The sequence below is a fragment of the Colwellia aquaemaris genome (assembly GCF_057548755.1).
Window position 1 is genome coordinate 39,607 of sequence record NZ_BAAJLV010000008.1, and the last position, 24,268, is coordinate 63,874.

Annotated in this window: 21 protein-coding genes; 12 read left to right on the forward strand and 9 right to left on the reverse strand. The window is 36.8% G+C overall.

Annotation, left to right across the window (positions count from 1 at the left end; translation table 11 throughout):
- Positions 1-194: 194 nt before the first annotated feature.
- Together dnaB and alr are read left to right on the forward strand one after the other, a co-directional pair.
- Entirely contained in the window at positions 195-1,613 is a 1,419-nt protein-coding gene (gene dnaB, locus AC27HL_RS17190; RefSeq protein ID WP_487082282.1) for a replicative DNA helicase, read from the forward strand.
- Between the two features lie 6 nt (positions 1,614-1,619).
- Positions 1,620-2,696: an alanine racemase gene (gene alr / locus AC27HL_RS17195; protein WP_487082283.1), complete on the forward strand. Its 1,077-nt coding sequence runs from the start codon at positions 1,620-1,622 to the stop codon at positions 2,694-2,696.
- Between the two features lie 55 nt (positions 2,697-2,751).
- On the opposite strand, the gene AC27HL_RS17200 is transcribed toward alr, so the two are convergent.
- The 5 genes from AC27HL_RS17200 to AC27HL_RS17220 all read right to left on the reverse strand — a co-directional run bounded on the left by AC27HL_RS17200 (position 2,752) and on the right by AC27HL_RS17220 (position 7,585).
- Positions 2,752-3,171: a secondary thiamine-phosphate synthase enzyme YjbQ gene (locus tag AC27HL_RS17200; RefSeq protein WP_487082284.1), complete on the reverse strand. Its 420-nt coding sequence runs from the start codon at positions 3,169-3,171 to the stop codon at positions 2,752-2,754.
- 138 nt (positions 3,172-3,309) lie between these two features.
- Positions 3,310-3,774 carry a chemotaxis protein CheX gene (locus AC27HL_RS17205; protein ID WP_487082285.1) on the reverse strand — a complete coding sequence of 155 codons (465 nt, stop codon included), beginning with the start codon at positions 3,772-3,774 and terminating at the stop codon, positions 3,310-3,312.
- Between the two features lie 77 nt (positions 3,775-3,851).
- Entirely contained in the window at positions 3,852-4,352 is a 501-nt protein-coding gene (locus tag AC27HL_RS17210; RefSeq protein ID WP_487082286.1) for a DUF6702 family protein, read from the reverse strand.
- 2 nt (positions 4,353-4,354) lie between these two features.
- Positions 4,355-6,706, reverse strand: coding sequence for a M1 family metallopeptidase (locus AC27HL_RS17215; RefSeq protein WP_487082287.1), 2,352 nt, complete (start codon positions 6,704-6,706; stop codon positions 4,355-4,357).
- Between the two features lie 366 nt (positions 6,707-7,072).
- On the reverse strand, positions 7,073-7,585 hold the full coding sequence (locus tag AC27HL_RS17220; protein ID WP_487082288.1) for a MerR family transcriptional regulator: 513 nt from the start codon (positions 7,583-7,585) through the stop codon (positions 7,073-7,075).
- A 504-nt stretch (positions 7,586-8,089) separates the two neighbouring features.
- On the opposite strand from AC27HL_RS17220, the gene AC27HL_RS17225 reads away from it, so the two are divergent.
- The 3 genes from AC27HL_RS17225 to AC27HL_RS17235 all read left to right on the forward strand — a co-directional run bounded on the left by AC27HL_RS17225 (position 8,090) and on the right by AC27HL_RS17235 (position 13,886).
- Positions 8,090-12,157 carry an ExeM/NucH family extracellular endonuclease gene (locus AC27HL_RS17225; protein WP_487082289.1) on the forward strand — a complete coding sequence of 1,356 codons (4,068 nt, stop codon included), beginning with the start codon at positions 8,090-8,092 and terminating at the stop codon, positions 12,155-12,157.
- Between the two features lie 225 nt (positions 12,158-12,382).
- Positions 12,383-12,745 (forward strand): DUF4870 domain-containing protein, encoded by a 363-nt coding sequence (locus AC27HL_RS17230; RefSeq protein WP_487082290.1) that lies wholly within the window; start codon positions 12,383-12,385, stop codon positions 12,743-12,745.
- Positions 12,746-13,067: 322 nt separating this feature from the next.
- Positions 13,068-13,886 (forward strand): DUF2971 domain-containing protein, encoded by an 819-nt coding sequence (locus AC27HL_RS17235; RefSeq protein ID WP_487082291.1) that lies wholly within the window; start codon positions 13,068-13,070, stop codon positions 13,884-13,886.
- A gap of 56 nt (positions 13,887-13,942) precedes the next feature.
- On the opposite strand, the gene AC27HL_RS17240 is transcribed toward AC27HL_RS17235, so the two are convergent.
- Positions 13,943-14,881 carry a GlxA family transcriptional regulator gene (locus AC27HL_RS17240; protein WP_487082292.1) on the reverse strand — a complete coding sequence of 313 codons (939 nt, stop codon included), beginning with the start codon at positions 14,879-14,881 and terminating at the stop codon, positions 13,943-13,945.
- A 109-nt stretch (positions 14,882-14,990) separates the two neighbouring features.
- On the opposite strand from AC27HL_RS17240, the gene AC27HL_RS17245 reads away from it, so the two are divergent.
- From AC27HL_RS17245 to AC27HL_RS17275, 7 genes are all read left to right on the forward strand, one after another.
- Positions 14,991-15,395 carry a YybH family protein gene (locus AC27HL_RS17245; protein WP_487082293.1) on the forward strand — a complete coding sequence of 135 codons (405 nt, stop codon included), beginning with the start codon at positions 14,991-14,993 and terminating at the stop codon, positions 15,393-15,395.
- A 249-nt stretch (positions 15,396-15,644) separates the two neighbouring features.
- Entirely contained in the window at positions 15,645-16,604 is a 960-nt protein-coding gene (locus tag AC27HL_RS17250; protein ID WP_487082294.1) for a choice-of-anchor A family protein, read from the forward strand.
- A gap of 403 nt (positions 16,605-17,007) precedes the next feature.
- Positions 17,008-17,631, forward strand: coding sequence for a PEP-CTERM sorting domain-containing protein (locus tag AC27HL_RS17255; RefSeq protein ID WP_487082295.1), 624 nt, complete (start codon positions 17,008-17,010; stop codon positions 17,629-17,631).
- A gap of 331 nt (positions 17,632-17,962) precedes the next feature.
- Entirely contained in the window at positions 17,963-18,397 is a 435-nt protein-coding gene (locus tag AC27HL_RS17260) for a hypothetical protein (protein WP_487082296.1), read from the forward strand.
- A 126-nt stretch (positions 18,398-18,523) separates the two neighbouring features.
- Positions 18,524-18,724 (forward strand): hypothetical protein, encoded by a 201-nt coding sequence (locus AC27HL_RS17265; protein WP_487082297.1) that lies wholly within the window; start codon positions 18,524-18,526, stop codon positions 18,722-18,724.
- 390 nt (positions 18,725-19,114) lie between these two features.
- Positions 19,115-19,540, forward strand: a complete 426-nt coding sequence (locus AC27HL_RS17270; RefSeq protein WP_487082298.1) for a hypothetical protein — start codon at positions 19,115-19,117, stop codon at positions 19,538-19,540.
- Positions 19,541-19,659: 119 nt separating this feature from the next.
- Positions 19,660-20,055, forward strand: coding sequence for a hypothetical protein (locus AC27HL_RS17275; protein WP_487082299.1), 396 nt, complete (start codon positions 19,660-19,662; stop codon positions 20,053-20,055).
- Between the two features lie 460 nt (positions 20,056-20,515).
- Here AC27HL_RS17275 and AC27HL_RS17280 read toward each other — a convergent pair whose 3' ends face one another.
- From AC27HL_RS17280 to AC27HL_RS17290, 3 genes are read right to left on the reverse strand one after another with little or no spacing between them, the layout of a single operon-like run.
- Positions 20,516-22,612, reverse strand: a complete 2,097-nt coding sequence (locus tag AC27HL_RS17280; RefSeq protein WP_487082300.1) for an NACHT domain-containing protein — start codon at positions 22,610-22,612, stop codon at positions 20,516-20,518.
- 38 nt (positions 22,613-22,650) lie between these two features.
- Positions 22,651-23,583: a nuclease-related domain-containing protein gene (locus AC27HL_RS17285; protein ID WP_487082301.1), complete on the reverse strand. Its 933-nt coding sequence runs from the start codon at positions 23,581-23,583 to the stop codon at positions 22,651-22,653.
- Positions 23,584-23,610: 27 nt separating this feature from the next.
- On the reverse strand, positions 23,611-24,243 hold the full coding sequence (locus AC27HL_RS17290) for a hypothetical protein (RefSeq protein WP_487082302.1): 633 nt from the start codon (positions 24,241-24,243) through the stop codon (positions 23,611-23,613).
- Positions 24,244-24,268: the final 25 nt, after the last annotated feature.

A 24,268-nucleotide genomic window follows, 5' to 3' on the forward strand; every position in this document is an offset into this window, starting at 1 on the left:
CATTTTTTGTTCAAGCTCTGCGCCATTTCTTGATAATTATTACTTGCCCATGGCAACCCTATAAGTTGCATGTAATCGCTCTCTAGAATATTTCTTTTTGCTTGAGCATTTTTCTTAAGGTTAATTTCTGCTACATTAGCACTCTTTATTTTCGAATAATTTTTATAATTTTCGCCACAAGTTTAAGGTGCAATATGGCCGATCGAAAGCCAGCCAAGTTTAGTAAAAACAACCAATTTCCTAAAGACAAACAGATAGATGAACTAAAAGTTCCACCGCATTCTTTAGAGGCTGAACAATCAGTACTTGGCGGCTTACTGTTAGACAATGAAACCTGGGATAGAGTTGGTGAACGTGTTGTTGCACAAGACTTTTACAGTCGCTCACACCGTATTACCTTTGAAACCATTGGCTCTCTTATTGAACTTGGTGAGCCGGTTGATTTGATCACCTTATCTGAAGCCTTAGAAAATGATCAAAAATTAGAAGATGCTGGTGGTTTTGTTTATCTTGCTGAAATGATGAAAAACACGCCAAGTGCTGCCAACATCACCGCTTATGCTGATATCGTACGTGAACGTGCAGTAACTCGTGAAATGATCAGTGTTGCCAATGAAATTGCTGAGGCAGGTTATGATACGCAAGGGCGCACTAGTGCAGACTTACTCGATTTTGCTGAAACTAAGGTTTTTGCAATAGCGGAACAAAGAGCAAATAAATCGGAAGGTCCAGAAAATATTAGCTCAGTGTTAGAGAAAACGGTTGATCGTATTGAAAAACTTTGTTCGTCACCAACTGGCGGTGTTACTGGTGTTTCTAGTGGTTATAGCGATTTAGATAAAATGACCGCGGGTTTACAAAAATCAGATTTGATCATTGTTGCGGCACGTCCATCTATGGGTAAAACCACATTTGCAATGAACTTGGCCGAACATGCTGCCATGACAGAAGACAAACCAGCGCTTATTTTTAGTTTAGAGATGCCTTCAGAACAAATTATGATGAGGATGCTGGCTTCACTAGGGCGCATTGACCAAACGAAAATTCGTACAGGTCAACTTGAAGATGAAGATTGGGCGCGATTGTCATCAACTATGGGCTTGTTGATGGAAAAAGGCAAAATGTTTATTGATGATGCCGCAGGTCTTACGCCGACCGAAGTACGTTCCCGTGCTCGTCGAATTGCCAGAGATCATGGTGGTATCAGCTTGATCATGATTGATTACTTGCAATTAATGCGCGCACCGCAATTTGCGGATAACCGTACCTTAGAAATTGCGGAGATTTCGCGTTCACTGAAAGCTTTGGCGAAAGAATTAGAAGTGCCTGTTGTGGCGTTGTCACAGCTTAACCGTAGTTTGGAGCAGCGTGCAGATAAGCGTCCTGTTAACTCGGACTTGCGTGAATCAGGTTCAATTGAGCAAGATGCCGACTTAATCATGTTTATATATCGTGATGAGGTTTATCATGATGATTCAGAATTTAAAGGTATGGCTGAAATAATTATAGGTAAACAACGTAACGGGCCAATTGGCCGTGTACCGTTAACTTTTCAAGGTCAATTCTCTCGTTTTGATAATTATGCGGGTCCACACGTGCTTGAGGAAGATTAAGCAAGGATGACACTTCGAACGGCAACCGCGATTATTGATTTAGCAGCGTTAGAAAATAATTATCGCTTAGTGCAGTCTTGCTCTCCAAACAGCAAAATATTAGCAGTGTTAAAAGCCAATGGTTATGGCCATGGCTTAGAACGTATTGCTAAGGCGTTGCCTAATGCTGATGCTTTTGGTGTTGCTCGCATTGAAGAAGCCTTAGCACTAAGGGCTGCAGGTATTGTAAAGCCTATTGTTTTACTTGAAGGTTTTTTTTCGCAATCAGATATTGATATTTTAGCGGTCAATAACCTGCAAACAATCGTCCATAACAGTCAGCAGCTTGAAGCAATTTTAAAAGCCGACTTAGAGAAACCGTTAAAAGTTTGGCTAAAAATTGATACAGGTATGCATAGGTTAGGTATTAATCCCGACCAATTTGAATACTTTTATCAAGCGCTTACGCAATCAAAAAATGTACAACAACCTATCGTGTTGATGAGTCATTTAGGTTGTGCTGACGAATTAGAAAACTCAGTAACAGCTAATCAAATAGCCTTGTTTGAAGCGCTGACTACAGGTTTTAATATAGAAAAAAGTTTGGCTAACTCTGCTGCTGTACTTCAATGGCCTGAAAGTCATTATCACTGGTTGCGCCCTGGGTTAATGTTATATGGGGTCTCTCCTTTATCGTCTGATACTAGTATCGAAAACTTAGCACCGGTAATGACTCTGCAATCAAGTCTAATTGCTATTCGTGAAATTGCTGCCGGTGAGGCCGTTGGTTATGGTGGTGCTTGGGTTAGTGACAGGGCAACAACCATAGCTGTGATCGCTATTGGTTATGGTGATGGCTATCCTCGTCATGCACCCAATGGTACTCCTGTTTTAATTAATGGCCGACGTGTGCCATTAATTGGCCGCGTATCTATGGATATGATCACGGTGGATTTAGGCACCAATGGCAATGAGCAAGTCGGTGATATCGCCACGCTTTGGGGTAAAGGTTTACCCGTTGAAGAAGTCGCAGAATTTGCCACAACCATACCCTATGAGCTTTTATGTAATATAACTCGTCGAGTGCATATGCAGCTTGCCTAATAGTGGCGCGTTAATTTTTATCTATACAGAAAGTTAGTTTGCCATAAAACTTTTGCTACTCACCGTTCAGCGTTAACACTAAGGTTCGTTTGCCGGCGTGTTCTCTATGTTCGCCCAAGTAAATTCCTTGCCAAATTCCTAAATTCATTGCGCCATTGGTGAGTGGAATGGTTAAATTATTACCTAGCGTGCTCGCTTTTATATGTGCAGGCATATCGTCAGGGCCTTCGTAGGTGTGGCGATAGTATGAGGCATTCTCGGGAACAAATTTATTAAAGTGGCTTTCCATATCATCACGTACCGTGGGATCGGCATTTTCATTTATGGTCAACGATGCGGAAGAGTGCTTTATAAATATATGTAATAAGCCACAGTTTACCGGAGCAAGCTTGGCAATAGCTTGTTCAATGTCTGCGGTAATTAAATGAAAGCCCCGGCGATAAGGTTTTAACGATAACTCAAATTGCTGCCACATATTCTACTCTTTAAGTGGAAAGCTCATACTATAGCATTAGTACTGGTTATGTTTCATCTTGCAGAATAAGACGTTTGAGAAAGGGCAGAACATAAAAAAGCCCCGAATGAACGAGGCTTATGAGTCATTAATTGTTGCTTATTTATCGAAACTAAATTCAATAAATGCTTTACCGTGCTCAGACGCTAGCGGAATAATTACGATAGGCCCGTCAGCTTTATGATTAATGGTGTGGTCTTTACCTGAGACAACCATAGGCGTTGCCATATCAAACTCAAAACCTTTTTCACTCAGCATACGCTTTGCGCCGCCGGTAACCATATTGGTGATTTCACCTACTAAGTCGGTAATTTCTTCGTTAATTTCATCTGGACCTTCACCAACCATGCCTTTCATGGTTGCTAAGGCAAGACTACCTTCAAATGTTATAGATAATGAGCCTTTGGTTTGTTCACTGACCATACCAATTAAGCCCGAAACATCACCCTGCGCTACTTCATTTTTCTTTAAGCGCGGTTTTTCAGGGGTAAGCTCCATTTGCGCCATTGTTGACATAACATTGAGCATTGAAGACAAAAACGGGTTAATAAACTCTACATTCATGAAGTTTCCGAAACCTTTTGGTTTTAACTAGTTATTTGATTTTGCACGTATATGAGCAAAATGTAAATCTACTAGCATTAATTATTATTGGCTATTTTATTAATAGTAACTGATCTTTTGAAAGTTAGGCTACCTTTTATCGACTTATCGCGATAATTAACAGTATTTATTTGCTTAGGGTAGCTACTAATTAACAAACTGTTAGATATTTCTAAGCCAAGTAACGAATTAGCAAACTTTGCTTCTTGGTAAATGTAGATATTACCTTTGCTAATTTCCAGTCCCACCCAAGTTAGTGGTACTTGCTGTTGCTGGTAATGCAATTGAAAGTGAGCCTCAACATATTGACGAATAAGCTTATCATAGTCAGGATGTGCCGTTGAAAAATGAATTTGTTTTGCTTGGGCAATCGCATTATCAATATCATGCGCGGTTATTTGATGAATAACTTCAATTACATGGCTATTTTCATTTAATGTTAGGTCAGTAATGCTAAAAAAATAACGGTGGGCCAGCGCATTGGCGGCCAACCCACACAATAGCAAAACTACAAAACGTTTAGCTAAAGTTAATAACATGGCTATTGTTTAACCTTTGTTTTTTCGTCTTTTTCACTATCTTGCGTTTTTAATTCAACATTGTAATCACGCATCATGTCTTTCTTCTTGCGCTTGTATAAATCAAAACGTGATTTAATTGGGCGCGCAGGCCAGTAGTTGTTATTTACATCTACATCAGCAGTTTCCCAATTTGGGTCAATGGCAATAGCAGTAATTTCTTTATCGCGAATAAATAACTTAGAAACTTTTTTGCTATTACGACGCCAAATTTCTGCAGGCAAGGTTACGCGTTCAACTGTGTTGTCGGCAAATGTTAAGTCTAAAATTATTGGCATTACTAAACCGCCTTTGTTTTCAAAATCAACGATGTAGAAGTTGCGTTCGTCAACAAGTAGGTCTTTTTGCCATTGCTCTAGCTTTTTATTATTAGCATTGTACTTATTACGTGCTTTGTTGGTGGCGGTAAATTGGTCATGCTCGTTATAAAAATCGAGTAACTCGGGCTTGTCCTGTGTACGTAGCCAATGGCCTTTATTACGAATATCACTAATAAAGTCTGGTTTTTCGTTTTCTAATGCTCTTTCCCATGCCTCTTCTGTGTCTGGATTTTGGCTATTCGGACGGTATAAGTGAATATTACCTAAAGCAATATCAACGTGATCTGTTGTATAGAACCAACCACGCCAGAACCAGTCTAAATCAACACCTGATGCGTCTTCCATCGTGCGGAAAAAGTCAGCTGGGGTCGGGCGCTTAAATTTCCAGCGCTGTGCATATTCTCTAAAGGCAAAGTCAAATAGTTCGCGGCCCATAATGGTTTCGCGTAAAATGTTTAATGCCGTTGCTGGCTTGCCGTAAGCGTTGTTACCAAACTGTAGAATAGACTCTGAGTTAGTCATAATTGGCACTTGGTTATTGCTTTTCATGTATGTGGTAATATTGGCCGCGTGACCACGACGTGACGGGTAGTTTTCTTCCCACGCTTGTTCAGCTACAAACTGGAGGAAGGTATTTAAGCCTTCATCCATCCAAGTCCACTGACGTTCGTCAGAGTTTACTATCATTGGGAAATAGTTGTGTCCAACTTCATGAATAATAACGCCAATTAAGCCATACTTAGTACGACGAGAATAAGTTTTTTCACCGGTTTTTTTATCTAAAGTTGGGCGTGGACCATTAAAGGTGATCATTGGATATTCCATGCCACCAACCGGACCATTTACCGAGATAGACACAGGGTATGGGTAATCGAAAGTATATTTGTTGTATTGCTCCATGGTATGAATAATTGACTCGGTAGAGTATTTTTCCCACAACGGGTTACCTTCATTTGGGTAGAAAGACATTGCCATAGTATCTGTTTTACCACCTTTGTAACCTTGGGCATCCCAAATAAATTTACGGCTTGAGGCAAAGGCAAAATCACGGACATTTTTCGCTTCAAATTGCCATGTTTTAGTTTTCTTAGAGCGTGACTTTTCGTTTGATAACGCTTCTTCTGGCGTAATAATTAATACAGGTTTATCAGCACTTTTAGCTTCTTCCAAACGTTGACGCTGAGTTTTGGTTAAAACCGCTTTGGGATTTTGTAAAACACCAGTTGCAGCAACAACATGGTCGGCAGGAACCGTAATGTTAACGTCGTAATCACCAAACTCTAAGGTAAACTCACCGCTGCCGATAAATTGTTTGTTCTGCCACCCCATAACATCATAGTAGGCTGCGGCGCGCGGAAACCAACTGGCAATTTCGTAAAGGTAGTTATCATCTTCTTTAAAGTATTCGTAACCTGAACGGCCACCTAGTACTTTTTGCTCGTGTAATTGATAATTCCAATCAATGTTTAACTCGACACTGTCGCCCGACTTTAATGACTTAGGTAAATCAATGCGCATCATAGTGCCGTTAATAATATATTTTAAGGCTTTGCCATTTGCGCCGGTAACCTTAGTTATGTCATAACCGCCATTGAATTGCTCTGACTCAATAACATTGCGTAAACCGCGATAAGTGATCTTTTTATTTGGTGCAGTACGAGTAGTTTTTGAACTGGCATTTTCTGCCAATTTATTTTGATCAAGCTGAAACCATAAGTAACGTAAGGTATCGGGAGAGTTGTTGGTATAGTCAATAGTCTCGCTTCCTGACAACGTTTGTGTTTCGTCATTTAGCGTTATGTCTATTTTGTAATCGACATCTTGTTGCCAATACTGATGACCTGGCGCACCAGATGCAGTGCGATAGGTATTCGGCGTAGGTAAATTTTCTTCTAACTGACGGAATTTATCGTCGCTAATACTGTTTTTTGCCAAGGCTGAGCCACTGGCTGCAACACATAGGCAAAGTAAGGCAGACTTTATTGAATATTTCATATTTTCCCTGATAAATAATAATCGCGTGAATATCTGAACATTTGTATAGTAATTTGCTTTTATAACATTTTTACTTTAGAGGAAATGTAACCGAGTAAGTAAAATGCGATAAAGTGCGTAAAAAATAGGTTAAGTAGTAATTAGTTTTTTGTTATGAATTCCGAATTAAATTACTAAATGTTCTGTATTGGCTAATTAAGTTTGTCACAAGTCTATTATTTCGATTTTTCTTCTTAAGTATTGTTACTGGGTTTTTTCTTGATAGGCGCTAATTAATAGACATTTTTAGGTTAAAAAAGGCTAATATCACTTGATATTAGCCTTAGATGTCAGCAGTTTTCAGATAAGTTAGGCGCTAGTAATTCACTATAAAGCTCTAATTTTAGAGATTTCTTCCTCATCTATGCCCAAAGATTCTAAAAATTTTTGGTGCTCTTTTGGCTCCATGGCTTCAAAGTTCTGGTGCCATTTTTTCATCTCTTGGTCATTGAATCCTGATGCACGCATTATTGCTACCCAACGTTGCTTAGTTACCATTTTTTCCTCCAATAATCCCGGTTCTTTAAGTGTTACAACAATCGCTTGTTGTTGCTTGCGCAGTTTGTTTATCTCTTGCTCAAGTTTATAAAATTGAGTTTTTAATAATTGAGCTTGAGACGATGCACTGGTTTGATTAAGTAACGGTTTTATATCCGCAATGGGCATACCAAAAGCACGATAAGCGACAATGCTTGCGAGGCGAGAAACCTCTTTGTCACCATACCAACGATAACCATTTTCAGCGCGAAAACTTGGGCTTAATAGGCCAATACGTTCGTAGTACAAAATCGTTGTTCGTGATAGGTGAAAGTGCTTTGCTAGTTCAGACACTGTGCGCATTATTTACCTGCTCCTTATCAAATCAGTGGGGCGATTATCAGCTCTACACTTATAGACGGGTCAATAATGAAAAGCAAAATAAACAGCTTAGCTTAAAAGCCAAGGCTGTAACCAAAAACCTCCTCAGCCAATATTAGTTCAAAATGCAATTAAAAATAGCGGTAAAAAAGGCGAAGTACAGACGGCACATATTCAATATCATGGTGGTAATTTTATTTTATAAAAATAATTTTCATTGTCCTTATAAAAACTATTCATATGGTTATGTATTGTAATCTATTGCTTTTATTTGTTTGATGCCTCGATATTTAAGGCTGCCGTTGACTTTTATTTCTGATTGTTATTTGACCATAAGGTCAGCATGTGAGATCTTAGTTGTTGCAAAAATGTAAAATAAAATTATAAAAAAATTTAAATTGTGCCCGTTATGTAATCTTTTTGTCACGTAACGATGCCACATTGCTCAAAAACCCTTATAAAAAATAAACTGCTGAGGAAATTAAAATGAAATTGAGAACCGTTGCGCTCTCATTATCGTTATTTGCCGGTCATACTTACGCTGATACGATAATTGACGCCTGCTTTAATTGCCCCCCTTTAGATACTATTGCTGATGCTAGCACCTTTGACGATGCCCAATATTATGCTGATGCTATTGCCGCAATCAGTAATAATGCTGCTACAGCGACTATTAAAGAAAATATCACTGCTGCGATAAGTGCTGGCCATAAAAATTTAACTTATTCTGAAGTGTGGACAGCATTAACGAAAACCGATGAAGATCCTAACAATACTGACAATGTTATTTTGCTCTATAGTGGCAAATCGATAGCGAAAATGTCTAATGGCAGTGGCTCGCAAAGCACTAATCCCGATAATTGGAATCGTGAGCATGTATGGCCCAAAAGCCATGGTTTTTCTAGCTCTAGCTTAGAAGCTTATACTGATATCCATCATTTACGACCAACGGACATTTCAATTAACTCTTCTCGTGGCAATTTAGATTTCGATAACAGTGATTCGCCATTAAGTGAAGCGCCAGCAAACCGTGTTGATAGCGATTCTTTTGAGCCGCGTGATTCAGTAAAAGGTGACGCAGCACGTATGGTATTCTACATGGATACTCGTTACGAAGGCTTTGATGCAACGCCTGACTTAGCGGTTGTTGACCGTTTAACATCAACCAGCGAAGCAGCACTTGGCCGTTTATGTCGTTTACTTGAGTGGCATAATGCCGACCCAGTTGATGCAACTGAGCAAGAAAGAAATCGCAGAATTTATGAATTCCAAGGTAACCGAAATCCGTTTGTTGATCACCCAGAATGGGTAGAGCTTTTATATAGCGCAGCAGCCTGTACTGGTGGTGGCGACAACGGTGGTGGTGACAATGGCGGTGGTGATAACGGTGGCGGTGATAATGGCGGCGGCGATAACGGTGGCGGCGATAACGGCGGCGGTACATCATCAGGTGCATTGTTTATTTCTGAATATGTTGAAGGCAGTAGTTATAACAAAGCCATCGAAATATTTAACCCATCAAATACCGAAATTGACCTTAGCACAGAAAACTATCAGTTAGGTCGCTTTAGTAATGGTGGTACAACGCCATCAATGATCAGCCTAACGGGCACAATTGCCGCTAATGGTACTTTTGTTATTGCTAATAATCGTGCTGCAGTGGAAGTACTTGATCTAGCAGACCAATTAAGTGGCTCATTAAGCCACAATGGTGATGATGCTTACGTACTTTATAAAAATGATGAAGTGGTTGATTCATTTGGTAACGTTGGTGAAGACCCAGGTTCAGCATGGGGCAGCGATACCAGCACCACGAAAGACAATACTTTGCGTCGCAATGAGTCAGTTGTTAGTGGCGACACTGTGATTAATGACACCTTCGACCCAGCACAAGAGTGGACAGGTGCTGGTAAAGATGATTTTTCCGATTTAGGTTTACATACCGTAATTAACCCGGAGATTTTTATCTCAGAATACATTGAAGGTAGCAGCTTTAACAAAGCACTCGAGCTTTTCAACCCATCACCTGCTGAGGTTGACCTTGCTGCTGAAAATTATCAATTAGGTTTATTCACTAACGGTAAAACCACCGGCAATATGATAACCCTTGACGGTGTTATTGCTGGTAACAGTGTTTATGTTATTGCTAACTCAAGTGCTGATAGCGCAATTTTAGACGTAGCAGACCAAACAACAGGGTCAATCAGCCACAATGGTGATGATGCGTACGTACTATATAAAAATGGTGAAGTCGTTGACTCAATTGGCCAAGTAGGCGTTGATCCGGGTTCGCAGTGGGGCAGTGATTTAACCAGCACCAAAGATAATACTTTAGTGCGCAAATCATCGGTTACTATGGGTGATACCATTATTGATGATGAATTCGATCCTTCATTAGAATGGGAAGGTTTTGCAAACAATACTTTTGACTATATTGGTGCACATGAAAGCTCAGGTGGTGGTGATCCGGTTAGTTTAATTGGTGAATGTGCTGACCCTGCAACGTTAATCAGCGCTGTTCAAGGTAGCGGCTTTTCATCACCAGTCGTTGGTGAAGTGCATATTATCGAAGGTGTGGTAACAGCGTCTTTACCAGCATTAAATGGCTTTTTCATGCAGGAAGAGCATATGGACCAAGATGCCGACAGTTTAACGTCAGAAGGTATTTTTGTCGCCGTAGCAAGTGGAGAATATCCGCAAGTTGGCAGTGTAGTACGAGCCATTGGTAGTGTTTCAGAAAGCTACGGTAAAACTCAAATAAACTTAAATGAAGCATTTTTAGATTGTGGCACTGACAGTGTTGCTGCAACATCATTTACTTTACCATTTAATTCAAGTGAAGCGCGTGAAAGCCTTGAAGGTATGTATGTTATTGTTGAAGAAACGTTAACCGTGACCGACAATTACAGCTTAGGTCGTTATGGTGAAGTCGCGTTATCAAAAGGTCGTAACTTCGTACCAACTAATATTTATTTGCCAGGCTCAGCTGAGTATACAGCGGCAGTAGCAAGCAATGCTTTAAACAGTATTACGCTTGATGATGGAATTAATGGCTCTAACCCGGCAACGGTAATTTACCCAACGGGTAATTTATCAGCTGATAATACCTTACGTGCTGGCGACTCAGTAGATAACCTTGAAGGTGTTGTTGATTATAGCTTCGGTAAATACCGTGTTATTCCTACACAGGCACCAAGCTTTACAGATACTAACGCTAGAACAGCAGCGCCAGAATTAACCAAAGGTAACCTGCGTATTGCTAGCTTTAACGTATTAAACTACTTTAACGGTGACGGCTTAGGCGGTGGTTTCCCAACGTCTCGTGGTGCTGACACAGCAGAAGAGTTTGAACGTCAACGTAATAAAGTCATCAGTGCCATTTCTGCTATGGAAGCCGACATAATTGGTTTGCTGGAAGTAGAAAATGACGGCTTTGGTGAACACAGTGCCATTCAAGACTTAGTAAACGGTTTAAATGCCGTGGCGCCAGCTGGAGTTCATTATAGCTTTGTTAATCCGCACATCGCTGCTGATGCTGAAACGGGTATTGAATTGCTAGGTGGTGACAGCATTAAAGTTGCCATGATCTACAATGATTTAGCTGTTACAGAATTTGGTACTACGGCATATTTAACAGGCTTCCCATTTGAGTATCATAACCGTCCACCTATGGCACAAACATTTAGAGCAACAGAAACAGGTGAGCGTTTAACCGTTGCTATTAACCATTTCCGTTCAAAAGGTTGTTCAAGCAGTGGCGGCGTTGAAAATGAAGACAAGTTAGACGGCCAAGGTTGTTATAACTTGCGTCGTGTTCAAGCGGCTGAAGCGGTTACAGAATGGTTAGCACAATCGCCAACCGGTGTTGAAGACGAAGATGTATTAATAATTGGCGATTTAAACGCTTACAGCAAAGAAGATCCAGTAGCGACAATTGAAAATGCAGGTTTCACTAATCTTGCACAAAAATTTGTTGGTGACTCGGCGTATTCTTATGCTTACCGTGGCGAAATTGGTACCTTAGACCATGCGTTAGCATCAGCGTCGTTAACAAGTAAAGCGGTTGATTTAACCGAATGGCATATTAATGCTGACGAGCCGTTAATTCTTGATTACAACACTGAGTACAAAAGCGAAGAGCAAATACACACTATGTACAATAGTGACGCCTACCGTGCATCTGATCATGACCCTGTGGTAATGGAATTTAACGGTGAAACACCATTATTAACCAAAACTAAAATTAAAGAAGGTTTAGGCCCAAGAGCGCGTTGGAAAACATTCCGTTTCCGTGTACCAAAAGGTGCTGTTAGTTTTAAAGCAACAATCACTGGTGGTATTGGTGAAGCTGACCTTTATGTACGACATGGTAAAAAGCCAAATAGAAGAAAGTTTGACTGTGCGCCACGTCTAGAAGGTAACGAAGAAGTATGTGAATTCATTAACCCTGAACCAGGTAAATGGCGAATTCGTGTTCGAGGCGAACGTTTTTACAACGACGTAACCTTAAAACTAGAAGCGGTATATCCAGAGCGTTTACATAAAAAACACTAATTGCTAATGTAAAACTATTAAGCAATTAAGACGAAAAAAAGCCAACGAGTAATGTCGTTGGCTTTTTTATGTTTAGCTGTTTTGTTATATCAAAAAGCAAACATGTCGTTAAACCCTTGTGCTTAAGGTAGTAGTAAAGTTAAAAGGTCTTAAGGTCTGTGTTGAGTATTACTCAGAAGTCTGCATAATAAACAATTATGATTTTATTGTTACAAGGATGGTTATATGTCTGAAAATAGAGAAGAATATTGGGGAATGCCCCTAAATACGTACTGTATGATGATTCATTTAAGTCAATTGTCTAGCATCATCATTCCCGGGTTAGGCTTTATTTTACCTATTGTTATGTGGGCAACGAATAAAGACAAACATGACAGCATAGACCAGCACGGAAAAACAACACTTAACTGGTTAATTAGCCTGTTTATATACTCTATTGTGTGTGGGATTTTAGCTTTTATCTTTATTGGGATAATTGGCCTAATCGTATTGGCGTTACTTAATTTTATTTTTGCAATCATTGCCGCTATTAAGGCTAACGATAACCAATTGTGGGTTTACCCATTTAGTATTCGGTTTATTAAATAATAAAGCCTATAAGTCGAAAAATGAGTTTAGTATGCCACTAACACTTTTTGCATGTGGCTTCTGCGCTTCATGTGTTACATTGGCCAGCTATATTTTTTATTGATAGAGCAATATATTGTTACATCACTTAAATACTTATAGTTTGCAAAAACATGAAAGGAACTCTCGTTGAAAATATTAAACTTACTTCTACTGCTAATTAACGTAATGGTGCTACCCGTAACGGTAGCCAATGAGTCTGTGATGTGTGAGTTTGGTGACAATAATTTAATCAACAATTGAATTGTCAGTTATTTTGGGACTTGCGCACAGGGGAATATATTTGAACATCAATAAATTTAAAGAAACTCATCCTTACCCTGATCAAAGCAATATCAGTGCTCTCTATCGTTTTATGCCAGTAAATTCAGATAATACTGAATTTTTAGAGCATCTCTTTATCAAGAAGAAGTTATATCATTCTTTGTGTAGTGATTTTAATGATCCGTTTGAAGGTAAGCCTCATTTCACAATGAAGAACTTACAAAATAACGCTAAAACAATAAGGAATCATCTTATAAAAGTTGCTAGAAATAATGGATTGAATAGGAAGGATGCGGAAGCTCTGATAAGTAGCTCTATTAAGAGAAAGGGGTTTATTGAAAAAGCAATAGCTACGGGAGTAGAAAGTACGTTTAATCAATTGAGGATATGCAGCTTTACTACAAATAAAGAAAACTTACTTTTTTGGTCTCATTATGCCAAAGCTCATCAGGGGATATGTGTAGAATTCGATGCCACGATAATGCCGATAAGTTCTGCATATAAAGTTGAATACAGTGATGATTATCCTCAGGCTATCTACCCTACACCATCGGATGATAGTGCATTTAGGCCTGCATTAGTTAAGGCTAAGGCCTGGAAATATGAAAATGAATATAGAACTATTTTTTTACCGGGTATAAAGAAAGTGTCTGATAGAGATAATTCACTCTTATTATCTTCTAGCACTATTAAAAATATATACTTAGGTTCAGAGATTAGTAATGCAGATAGGCAGACTATTTTAGATTTGGTTTTAAAAAGTAGTTTTACTCCTAAAATTTGGCAGGCGAGCTTGGCGGCTAACTCTTTCAACTTAGAGTTCACACAATTAAGTTAGCTAGGTTTAACTTGCTGTAATAGAATGGAAAACCAGTTACGTAAATTATCGAGAAATTAAACAAACCTCGCTTTAAAGGCACTTGGGCTAAGGCCAATTACTTTAATAAACACTTTACGGAAACTGTTGACGTCGTCGTAACCGACGTTGGCAGATATTTGTTCAAAACTTTGTTTGCTGGTTTCTAATAATTCACAGGCTTTTTGTACGCGCAGGCGTTGAATGTATTGCATCGGCTTAAGTGAAGTTGCGCTAGTAAAGTGTCGTAAAAAAGTGCGTTCACTTAATATGGCAATTTCTGCTAATTTTTTAATGGTGATTGGCTGTGAAAAGTTGGCTTGTAGATAATGTTGCACGTTAAGTATCGCTTGGTTGCCATGACTAAATGACGGCGTAAAACTGCCATAGTAACGTTGTTCTCGCTTACCAGTATCAACAATCAGTAGCTTACCTAGTTTGCGCATAATATGCGGCTTCATAAATTGTGCAACTAGCTCTAGCCCTAAGTCTAGCCACGACATTAGCCCACCAGCACAAATAATATCGCCGTCGTTTATCAGTAAACTTTCTATGTTTAATTTTACTTTTGGAAAGGTTTCAGCAAACTGTTCCGCTAACTGCCAATGAGTTGTTGCCGTACGGTTATCAAGTAAACCCGTATGCGCCAAGGTAAAAGCGCTGGCGCATGCCGAGCACAAAATTGCCCCTGAATGATGGCTGGTTTTTAACAGTGACAGCAGTTCTTCAGGTGGTTGTTGAAAATACTCTTCATTTGAATTTGGCGGCAAAATAACTAGGTCAAAATGTTGGCTGGCGATAGCATCAAACTGGCTATTAAGTTTCTCAGGCTGAATAAGGTGAATGACAAAAGTGCTATTTAACTGCTGCTGATTGGCAATTTTGTTCGCCATGGTAAATAGTTCAGTTAAACCATGCACGGCACTTTGCAGTGCTTGCGGGTAATCGATTAGCGCAATATGGATTTGTTTTGTCATAATTAAACCGTTTTATGTCAGTTACGCCATAGGTATGAGTTGTGCAAGTTTTGCATAATATCACCCACTAACCAAGTATTAAGCTAATCGAAAAAGCTAGGAGCTAAACATGACAGAGCAAAAAATAGGGCAAAAACAAGTTTCACAACCAGCACAAGCACGCGTATTACAAGCGGTTAACGAGGCAAGTGCTAGATGGAAAGCGGCCTTTAACCGTGGTGACTATGTAGGTTGTGCGGCGCAATACGAAGTTGATGCGGTAATGAATGCCATGCCATTTGGCCAATTTGTTGGTCGAGAAGCTATTCAAGGTTTTTGGCAGCAACTTATTGCTGATGGTTTTTCAGGTGTTGACTATGTTGAGCCAAGCATTGAAGTACTTGATGAAAACAGCGCGGTATTAAAGTCAGACTGGAAAATGAATAAAGCCGCAGGCGTTATCACCAATGAGCTATGGGTTCTACAAAATGATGGCACAGCGAAGTTGCGCGAAGATGATTTTGAAGCGCAATAAGGCAAGTACCAAACAGTAACGGTATAAATGATTTACTTATTTTTGCTTATTTATTGATAGTTAATAAAATGGTCGTTATTTGCACAAGTTATATTGTAATGCGAGTTTTAGGTTGTCAGATAAATTTACAATGTATTATTTAATGTTGATTGTGTTTGTATTAAATATATAAATATCAATGTGTTGACGGGTTGGTCTGACCTTTGCTTTGTCGCCAGCATTAAATAATTTTGTTTGAGTAGTATTTATATGAATTTCAATCGCTTATTTGTTGTTAGTTGTGGTTTATTATTGTCTAGCGTAACTTGTTCAGTAAATGCCAGCTTTATTGATCTTGGAGCGGCAAAAAACTATAACGCTTTTATTCATAAAGACTTCTCGGCAACTAGTAGCGACGTTGAAGGACGTATGGCCGCGGGCGGCGATGTTTCCATTAGCAATTACAGTGTCAACATTAAACATGGTAGCCAATTATATGCCGATACGAGTAGTTCGCCGGCGTTAGTGGTTGGTGGTGATCTAAATTTCACTAGTGGCCAAGTGGCGGGCGATGTATTTGTAGGCGGTAATTACACACCCACTGCAAGTGGTACAGTTACCAACGGTACTGTTCAGTCAGGTGGTATTGCGCCGATTAATTTTGATGACGAATTTGATGCATTAATTGATTTAGCTGTTGAATTGGCATTATTGCCGGAAAACAGCACCGCGACTGATTTATGGTCAACCCAACATTTAGTTGGTGCTGGCAGCAATGGTGTAGCGAACGACTTGCATGTGTTTAATTTAGACGCTTCAGATATGCTATTTAGTGACTATTTATTATCAGAAGTGGATAAAGGCGATACCGTATTATTTAATGTTGCGGGGACTGATATTGCAACCAGCTGGGGAAATTTTGCTGGTTCTGACAATTCATTATTCGATTTTTCTGAAAATATACTATTTAATTTTTTCGAAGCGGAAACATTAACGATAAATGCCGCAATGTACGGTTCTATTTTAGCACCTAAAGCGAGTATTGAAGCGCCTCATGGTGTGATTTGGGGGCAGGTAATTGCTGAATCATGGCATGGCAATACGCAAATAAACGATAACCTTTTTGTTAGTAAAAAGCCGAATGTAGGAGTTACCGTACCTGAGCCAGCTACGTTAGCTATATTTGCATTAGGAATTATGGGGCTTTTGGTTCGTAAATCTAAAAAATAAGCATCATTCTTCTTAAAAAAGGCATCATAATTATGGTGCCTTTTTTTGTGGTCATTTCATCTACTTTATTAGGCCGCTTTTACAAAATAAATAGCTGTTATGGCTGTAAGTTGTATTTTATTTGTTTCAATTATTATGCAGCATTTATTTAATTCTCATATTAAAGCGTAAAGCCTCAATTTGAACTTGTTAGTTAATGATATGTATTTATTACTCTTTGGCTCGTGCAGCGTTTTACGGGGCTACATTTCTGCGAACTGTTTATTTGCTTTACAGTTCTTAATTGTAAATTTCTTTTCTTTTCTTAACTTGTTGTAAATAAAAGGAAATAAAAATTGGCTTGCTAATTGCTGTAACTGCGTGATTGGGGTTTACGTTTTATAATAAAATATTGGAGTGTTGTATGAAGCTTAAAGCAGTATTGTTTAGCATGGTTTTACTGGTAAGTGGTTATGTTAATGCAGGAATAATATCAACTATTGGTACATCAGGAACTGATTTTAGGTGTCTCGGCACTGCAGGAAGCTGTGGCCAAACTTTTGGGCAAACATTTACGGTAACCGGTTCGGATACTTACCTTGATGATTTCGGTCTTGTTTTGTCTAGAGTTGATAATGGGCCTTTAAATGTTCAATTTAAGTTATTCTCATGGGATGGCTCAAATATATCAGGTGCTTCCCTTTTTCAAAGTTCTGTATTATCGGTAAATAATTCAATAAGCCAATTATATACTTTTGATACTAATGTTAACCTAGTTAGCGGAAATCAATACATGGCACTTTTTGACACTTCAGGGATTGGCAATACAACTGCTCCAAGAAGTGGATTTACTAGTATTGGTAGCGCTAGTTATGCAGGTGGAGACTTCTTTTGGGAAAGAACATCTGGAAATGGTGCTTGGAACTTTTCTGGTGGTGATACACTTTTTACAGCTAATTTAACTAGTGCCTCTGTACCTGAGCCATCTACGTTAGCTATATTTGCATTAGGAATTATGGGTCTTTTGGTTCGTAAATCTAAAAAATAAGCATCATTCTTCTTAAAAAAGGCATCATAATTATGGTGCCTTTTTTTGTGGCCATTTCGTCTACTTTATTAGGCCGCTTTTACAAAATAAATAGCTGTTATGGTTGTAAGTTATATTTTCGCTGCTTCAATGCTAATGTAGTATTCATTCAATTCTTATTTTTATATCACTGTGAATTCTCACTAACACCATAACTTAATTGAAATTAGGTTTTATAGTTTCTAATTAGTTGAAATTGTGTGATATTAAATCATAGTAAATAAATTTTATGAGGTAGGCATGTACTCATGCTCCCTCATGGAAGTCGCTAATAAATACAAAGGATGGTTCAATGAAAGTTTTAAGCCTAGTGTTACTACTCATTTCGTTTCATGTTTCAGCACACGCTCAAGATGGCGTTGTGGTACATATTCTTCCCGATAAATTAGTTTTATCAAATAGCTGCGTAGCGAGGGCTGATATTCAGTCTAAAGAATTTTCACTTTTGTATGCTTGTAAAGATTCGAGAAATACCATGTATTTTTATAACTTTCGCTTAAATGATGCTGATTTAGTCGCCGAATTTAAGAAAGATTCAACTGATGTTGTAGTCAATAAAAGTCACTTTAAGTCTTATACTCTTTATGAAATATCGGCTAAAAATGCCGACAATAAGCCAATAAAATTTGTTTCTTATTGTACTAAAGAGCTATGTCTTGATTTAGTTAGTGATGATGAGTTTGAAAAATCAATTCAAGACTCTATAACGTCGCAATTACGTGGTTAGTATTAATAACAAGCTGTGCAAGGTTTGGCTCTAGTTCGGCCTTGCTTTACATTTTAGCCAAGTATTTTGCTGGTTGGAGTCGCGTTATGTGATTCATCATATTATTAACTAACAAATGGAGTTTTGATGTCATCTCAAATTGGAAACCTGATCAGTGTTGTATTAGTTTGGGCACTAGTCGCATATATATTTGTTTTTGGTTTTGCTCAAATCAAGTGGACAGGGTGGGAAGGAGGACTTCCATGGCTAGCTGGCGTTGTGTGCCTTTTTAGCAGTGCTGGTTTTACGTCAAAATGGCTAATGCATAAAGTTGTTGTTCAAAATTAAAATCATATGAAAAGCCATTACGGTAATGGCCTTTTCAATGTAAGTTTCCAATCTGTTGCTTGATTGGACTGATTTTAACTAGATATATGGCTCTGAGTTAGTAAGGTGTATTTGTTTAATTCTTATATTCATATTAGTGAGAAGCTTTAGTAAAAAGCAGAAGGCAGGGGTTTATCTATTTAATATCTTGATATTAAGTACAAATGCGCCTTTTAAATTTTTCGTATTACTGTGAACTCTAACTAATTCCGTATTTTGTGCCTCATTTAGTTTTTTCTAGTTTCTAAAGTATTGAAATTGTGTGATATTAATGTCAATTAAATCAATTTTATGTGGCGGGAATTACTGAGACGTCTACATAATAAGCTGTTATACATCAAGGAAGGTTTAGTGTCTGTCATCCAAGAACGCGAAGAATTCTTCGTGAAATGCGATTGTAGCGAAGATCATGAAAATAAATTTGTTGAAGGTGTTTTTGAAAATGAAGATAAAGACCAAGTAGAGTTTTCTGTTGCATTAATCAACCATGATGAAGATAGACATATTTGGTTAGCTATATTTTTGGACGGGTGTAAAGAAATCACTAATTCACATTGTTATCTAACAGCACATATCTATATAAAAGACTCTAATGTTTGCTTTAGTATTCAAGATGCCGATCGCTCACCTTTCAAACTTGCTTATGAAAACGATATCTATAGTATCAGCAGAGAAGAAGCACTATCAGTTGAAGGTTTGAAAGATGCTCTTGTTTGGTGGTATCAAAATATATTTAAAACGGATAAAGAAATCGGCCTGTTTCTATTGGCAGGTTGATGTATAACAAGTCAATTAAGACGGGACTGCTAACAGTTTGCTCGGTTTCGCTACGCTACACAATTTAAGAAAACTATTATCAGCCCCTTAATTGGGCGTTATGTTTTTAGGAAAGTTAGGTGAGTCATTACGGAAAGCATCCATCACTAAAACGTGAAACTGAACCAGCAGATACAGCAACATGGCATTGGTTTATCTGTAATGGTCCACATGGAGAATTATTTGAGTGGCACACTAATTTTGTCGGTGAAAGTGACGTTGTTTACTTACGTAAATTCATAGAGCAAAAAGCAGAAGTTACTCCTGATTTTATTAACTATGCTAGGGTTATTGCTTTAGAGTCACTTTCAAATTCAGATCCAATAATTGTTTGCAAAGGTATTCAAGTATTATCTATTCTAGGCTCTGATAATGATTTGTTTAATTTAAAAAAATTGCTTAAAAGTGATAACGAGTTAGTTGTTAAAAATGCTAAAAGTTGCCTTTTTGAAAGACGTATTAAAATAAAAACATAACAAGTTATTAAAGCAGGACAAATAATAGTTGGCTTTTGCTCCTGCGTCGCTAATACCATTCAAATTACAGTTGACCATTATCATGGCGCCATACTTCAATGGTATGTATATGCCAGCATTTTTATTCAAATTCAAATACGAAAATTTGTCATGTTTTTGTTGCTACGCTTTGTTATAAATTTTTACGTCATTCTTTTTCGCACATGTTTTGGTTTCTCAGTGTATAATCGCGTAGTTTTATGATGTTGCTGTCATCATAAGCTATTTCACGTGAATAAATTTTAAAGTACATTGAACAAGGTAAATAAGTGTCTAGCTCAGTAAGTCCAATAAACTCAACAAATTCAATTAGTCACAAGCTTTCCATAGCACCCATGCTGGATTGGACTGATTTTAGCTAAATACATAGCCTCTGATATAACAAGGTGTACTAATGGTGTACCTTTACTTTTTTATATACTTAATTACTGTCAGAATTAGGTTTCATGCTTTGAAAAAAAGAATAGATCTCTCTACTTTTTGTCTCATTTTTAAGTTGTAATATGTTTTTTATATAGTTATCTAACGAATATACATTTTTTGGAATATTGATTAAATTTAATGATGAATTGCCAGCAGACACGTTAAACTCATTAAATGAGGATGAATTTATCGATATTGATATCCATTTTTTTTCGTATTCAAGAAGATCACTAATTTTCTTAATATAACCATTGAGGTTTTTGTGATATTTTTTTAGATATTCATGAAATAAACCGGGTTTACCCAAATAAAATTCAAAATGAGTGTAATTTGGGAATGTGCATTCTCCATCTTTTAAAAATGGAAATGTTACATTATTAAAATTAACGTTTTTTGTTTCTCCAAATATGTCAGATTTAAATATAATTGATTTAGTCATTATTATATTAATATTATCAGATAAGACAATTTTCGTATTTGTGAAAGTGCATTGTGCAAATTCTATGATAGCTATTTTATTTTCTATGTGAGTATTTAGATGGAGCGTAACGTCATTAAAATTTGTACTTTTAATCACTAAATGATTTATACAATTAATTTGTTGTTCACTATCTTCGAATTGACAGCTTGCAATTATACTATCACTTAGGTATTCGTCTTTTTTAAAGTTTGGTGTTGTGATTTTTTTTTCAATTAATGTATAACCTTGTTTTATTTTCATGCCGTTTTTTAAAATAGGTAAATAATCATGTTTTTGTTTACCCATATTACAAAGTGCCATCATTTCGAACATCAAATCTGTGAAAGGGTAAAAGGTATCTAGTTTTAATTTTATAATTCCAGCTTCTATTCCATATACGACTAAAAACTCCATTATTGATAAATGAGAAAATCTATATTCATTGTCTGAATTTTTATTTAAAAAACTATTGCTACTTATATCAACTAAATTAATTCCTTTTATTAAAGAGTTTACGTCAATAAATTTAATTGTTTTTGCTAAACCTAGACTTGAGGAAATTTCATTTATATTTAAAGATCGTTTATTTTCTGTAAACATCTTGTAGGCAAGCAATATACAACCTTTTTTTAATTCTTCAGAGTTTAAAGGTATTTCATATTTGGAGAGCAGTTTTGTTGATTCTCGGTTTAGCCATGAATCTAAAAGTAGGTTAAAAATTTCATATAAATTACCAGATATTCCTGAACTTCGAATTTCTTCCACATGATTCAGTAGGAAAGGTCGAAATGCGAGAGTTCCTGAGCGTTTTACAATGCTTACATACTCTTTGTATTTCCTAATGGTGCTCATATCTGTAACTACATCAAAAAGTCGATATTTTGAAAGCCAAATGATTTTTTTTTGATAATAATTAAAGTATCTTTTTATCATGAAGTTTTTGGTTTGTTCATCATCAAATAATGATAAATAAGATAGTTGACATTTGTATCCTTGAATCACAACCTTATCTTTAATTTTTTGGATGCTACTTTGTTCATCAGGAAAAAATTGCGTACGACATGTAATAATTACTTTTTTGAAATTGTTTGTTTTGTTTATTAGTTGACCTAGTCTACTTTCTGCACTTCCTCCATTTAACCAACATGTTGGGTCTTCATCTAAGGAATCTAGTAATAGAACAGTTTTACTTGGGTTTGGTATTTTCTTGATGCTATTAATTGTATCTTTATCTAATTTCAATAAAATACATTCATATCCTGGGTCCTTAAACGAAAAAATATGATTTAGCTTAATGATTTTTAATAATGATGTTTTTCCCATACCTGCGTCAGCTAAAAATATGACAAAATTATCCCCTTTATAATAACCACTGTATCCAGTTAGGTATTTATTTATAAAAGAAAAAATGGGCTGTCTAGCTAAGTAAGGACTAAATTCAGACTCATCAGCAGGGTTAATGTTTTGAAAACAAGGTTCAATGTAGTAATTTGCCAAATCTTTGGAGTCGCCAAAAATATCATTTAATTCATTAACTTTATCAATTCTTTCTTTGTTTTTATCTTTAAGAATGTTAGTTAGGTGTTTTGCTGTTTTTATTAAGCTTTTTGCAGTAATTAACGATTGTACTTCCATATTTTGTCCCTACTTACAGCTATATTTTTAATGAACTTTTAGTTGTTCGGATTTGTAATTATCTGGTTTAATACTTTATTTGTTTTACAGTCAGGACAATTTAAAGTGAATATTTCTTTTTTCTTAGATACTTTTGTCTTTTTACTTTTGCATTTAATACATGGCATTTTCATTGGTGTATTTGTATTACATTTGTTGCAATTTATAAAATATCCGAAGCGCCCATTCTGCGTTGTATAGTCTGATGTTTCACCACACTTTTTGCATTGTAGGGCGGACTCTTTTACTTTTTTTGCTTTTTTTAGGGCAGCTTTAATTGGTTTTTGATTACTGTAATTAATTAAAAATGAAGTAATTGAGCTTAGCTCTTCTTCGCTAAATGCAGGTCTAGTATCAAGAACGTTTAATGCCCGCATAACTAAATTTTTTAGATTCATTATTTCATTGATTTTATCTACTAAGAACTCACTTTTTACGATAGTTTCAGAGATTTTTGAGGGCATTGATTCGCGTTCAATTATTGCATTACTTGATACCGCACATAGATTATTCCAACAGCGCATTTGAAATGACTGTTGTTTAAATCCTAGAATTTTTCCTAAGATTTTAGCTCTATGGTGATGTAAGAACATATTAAGTAATTGTTCTTGTAGCTCAACTTGCTTAATAGGTGAAGGCATTCCCGACCATTTGTTCTTGTAGCTGCGAGTCCACTCACCTTGTTGGTTAACCTTCATTTTTCCAGAAATGCTTTTGGATTCAATTAGAATAAAGCCGAAAGGGTAAATTATTAGATGGTCAATTTGAGCCGTTTCATCATTATGCGAAAATTTAAAGTCATTAATAATGAAAACTTCAGGATGATCTTTGAATTCTCGTCTTAAATAGAATGCGACATCTAGCTCTTGTTTTTGACCCGCAATAGTATTGGCTGATTTGGTGTTTTGAATCTCTTTATCCTTAAGAATCATTTTATTACTTCCATTTTACAAAGTGTTTTATGCTGCAATTAGCAAACATAAGGTAATTATAAATATTGCTTGATAAATTTTTAAGTTACTGCCTTCTTTTAGGTATTTTGTATTTAATTCATGATCAATAAGTTTGTTTAATTGGTTAATTCGTAATAATACTTGATCGTGAGTTTCTCTTAATGGTTTAGCGTATTCGTTAACTAACTGCTTATGCCTATTTTGTGCTTCTTGTGACTTGTATTTTATAGATTCTTCATAATCTGAATTAAGTTTTGAATTAATTGCCCACGAGTCTAATAAACTTTTAATAAGTGTGTATGTATGATTAATTTGTATTCTAATATAAAAGCTTTTAACTTTTTTTAGTTGAGTGATATTGCCATGATAGAAAGCAAAGTAATCTTGGGCTGCTATATAGTTTAAAAAAGCACCTTTGTTCTTATCCAGTGCCTCTAAGCTTTTCCCTACAGATTGGTTATATATAGTTGATAAGCAGCTAATATCATCTTGGATTGCAATTAAGAATTCTCTTTCTTCTTCTCTATTATTTTTTATTGTAGCCTTAGCGTTTAGGTGATGCGCCCAAAAAACTCCTAAAAGAGCTATCAATCCACCTGTTAATGCACTAACAAATGCAGATATCATGCTGTTGTCCATATATCTTCCTTGATTTCATTGTATT

What these genes read in the sequence shown, in the direction of transcription:
- dnaB (WP_487082282.1), top strand. Translation starts at nt 195, where the DNA reads ATGGCCGATCGAAAGCCAGCCAAGTTTAGTAAAAACAACCAATTTCCT.
- alr (WP_487082283.1), top strand. Translation starts at nt 1,620, where the DNA reads ATGACACTTCGAACGGCAACCGCGATTATTGATTTAGCAGCGTTAGAA.
- AC27HL_RS17200 (WP_487082284.1), bottom strand. Translation starts at nt 3,171, where the DNA reads ATGTGGCAGCAATTTGAGTTATCGTTAAAACCTTATCGCCGGGGCTTT.
- AC27HL_RS17205 (WP_487082285.1), bottom strand. Translation starts at nt 3,774, where the DNA reads ATGAATGTAGAGTTTATTAACCCGTTTTTGTCTTCAATGCTCAATGTT.
- AC27HL_RS17210 (WP_487082286.1), bottom strand. Translation starts at nt 4,352, where the DNA reads ATGTTATTAACTTTAGCTAAACGTTTTGTAGTTTTGCTATTGTGTGGG.
- AC27HL_RS17215 (WP_487082287.1), bottom strand. Translation starts at nt 6,706, where the DNA reads ATGAAATATTCAATAAAGTCTGCCTTACTTTGCCTATGTGTTGCAGCC.
- AC27HL_RS17220 (WP_487082288.1), bottom strand. Translation starts at nt 7,585, where the DNA reads ATGCGCACAGTGTCTGAACTAGCAAAGCACTTTCACCTATCACGAACA.
- AC27HL_RS17225 (WP_487082289.1), top strand. Translation starts at nt 8,090, where the DNA reads ATGAAATTGAGAACCGTTGCGCTCTCATTATCGTTATTTGCCGGTCAT.
- AC27HL_RS17230 (WP_487082290.1), top strand. Translation starts at nt 12,383, where the DNA reads ATGTCTGAAAATAGAGAAGAATATTGGGGAATGCCCCTAAATACGTAC.
- AC27HL_RS17240 (WP_487082292.1), bottom strand. Translation starts at nt 14,881, where the DNA reads ATGACAAAACAAATCCATATTGCGCTAATCGATTACCCGCAAGCACTG.
- AC27HL_RS17245 (WP_487082293.1), top strand. Translation starts at nt 14,991, where the DNA reads ATGACAGAGCAAAAAATAGGGCAAAAACAAGTTTCACAACCAGCACAA.
- AC27HL_RS17250 (WP_487082294.1), top strand. Translation starts at nt 15,645, where the DNA reads ATGAATTTCAATCGCTTATTTGTTGTTAGTTGTGGTTTATTATTGTCT.
- AC27HL_RS17255 (WP_487082295.1), top strand. Translation starts at nt 17,008, where the DNA reads ATGAAGCTTAAAGCAGTATTGTTTAGCATGGTTTTACTGGTAAGTGGT.
- AC27HL_RS17260 (WP_487082296.1), top strand. Translation starts at nt 17,963, where the DNA reads ATGAAAGTTTTAAGCCTAGTGTTACTACTCATTTCGTTTCATGTTTCA.
- AC27HL_RS17265 (WP_487082297.1), top strand. Translation starts at nt 18,524, where the DNA reads ATGTCATCTCAAATTGGAAACCTGATCAGTGTTGTATTAGTTTGGGCA.
- AC27HL_RS17280 (WP_487082300.1), bottom strand. Translation starts at nt 22,612, where the DNA reads ATGGAAGTACAATCGTTAATTACTGCAAAAAGCTTAATAAAAACAGCA.
- AC27HL_RS17285 (WP_487082301.1), bottom strand. Translation starts at nt 23,583, where the DNA reads ATGATTCTTAAGGATAAAGAGATTCAAAACACCAAATCAGCCAATACT.
- AC27HL_RS17290 (WP_487082302.1), bottom strand. Translation starts at nt 24,243, where the DNA reads ATGGACAACAGCATGATATCTGCATTTGTTAGTGCATTAACAGGTGGA.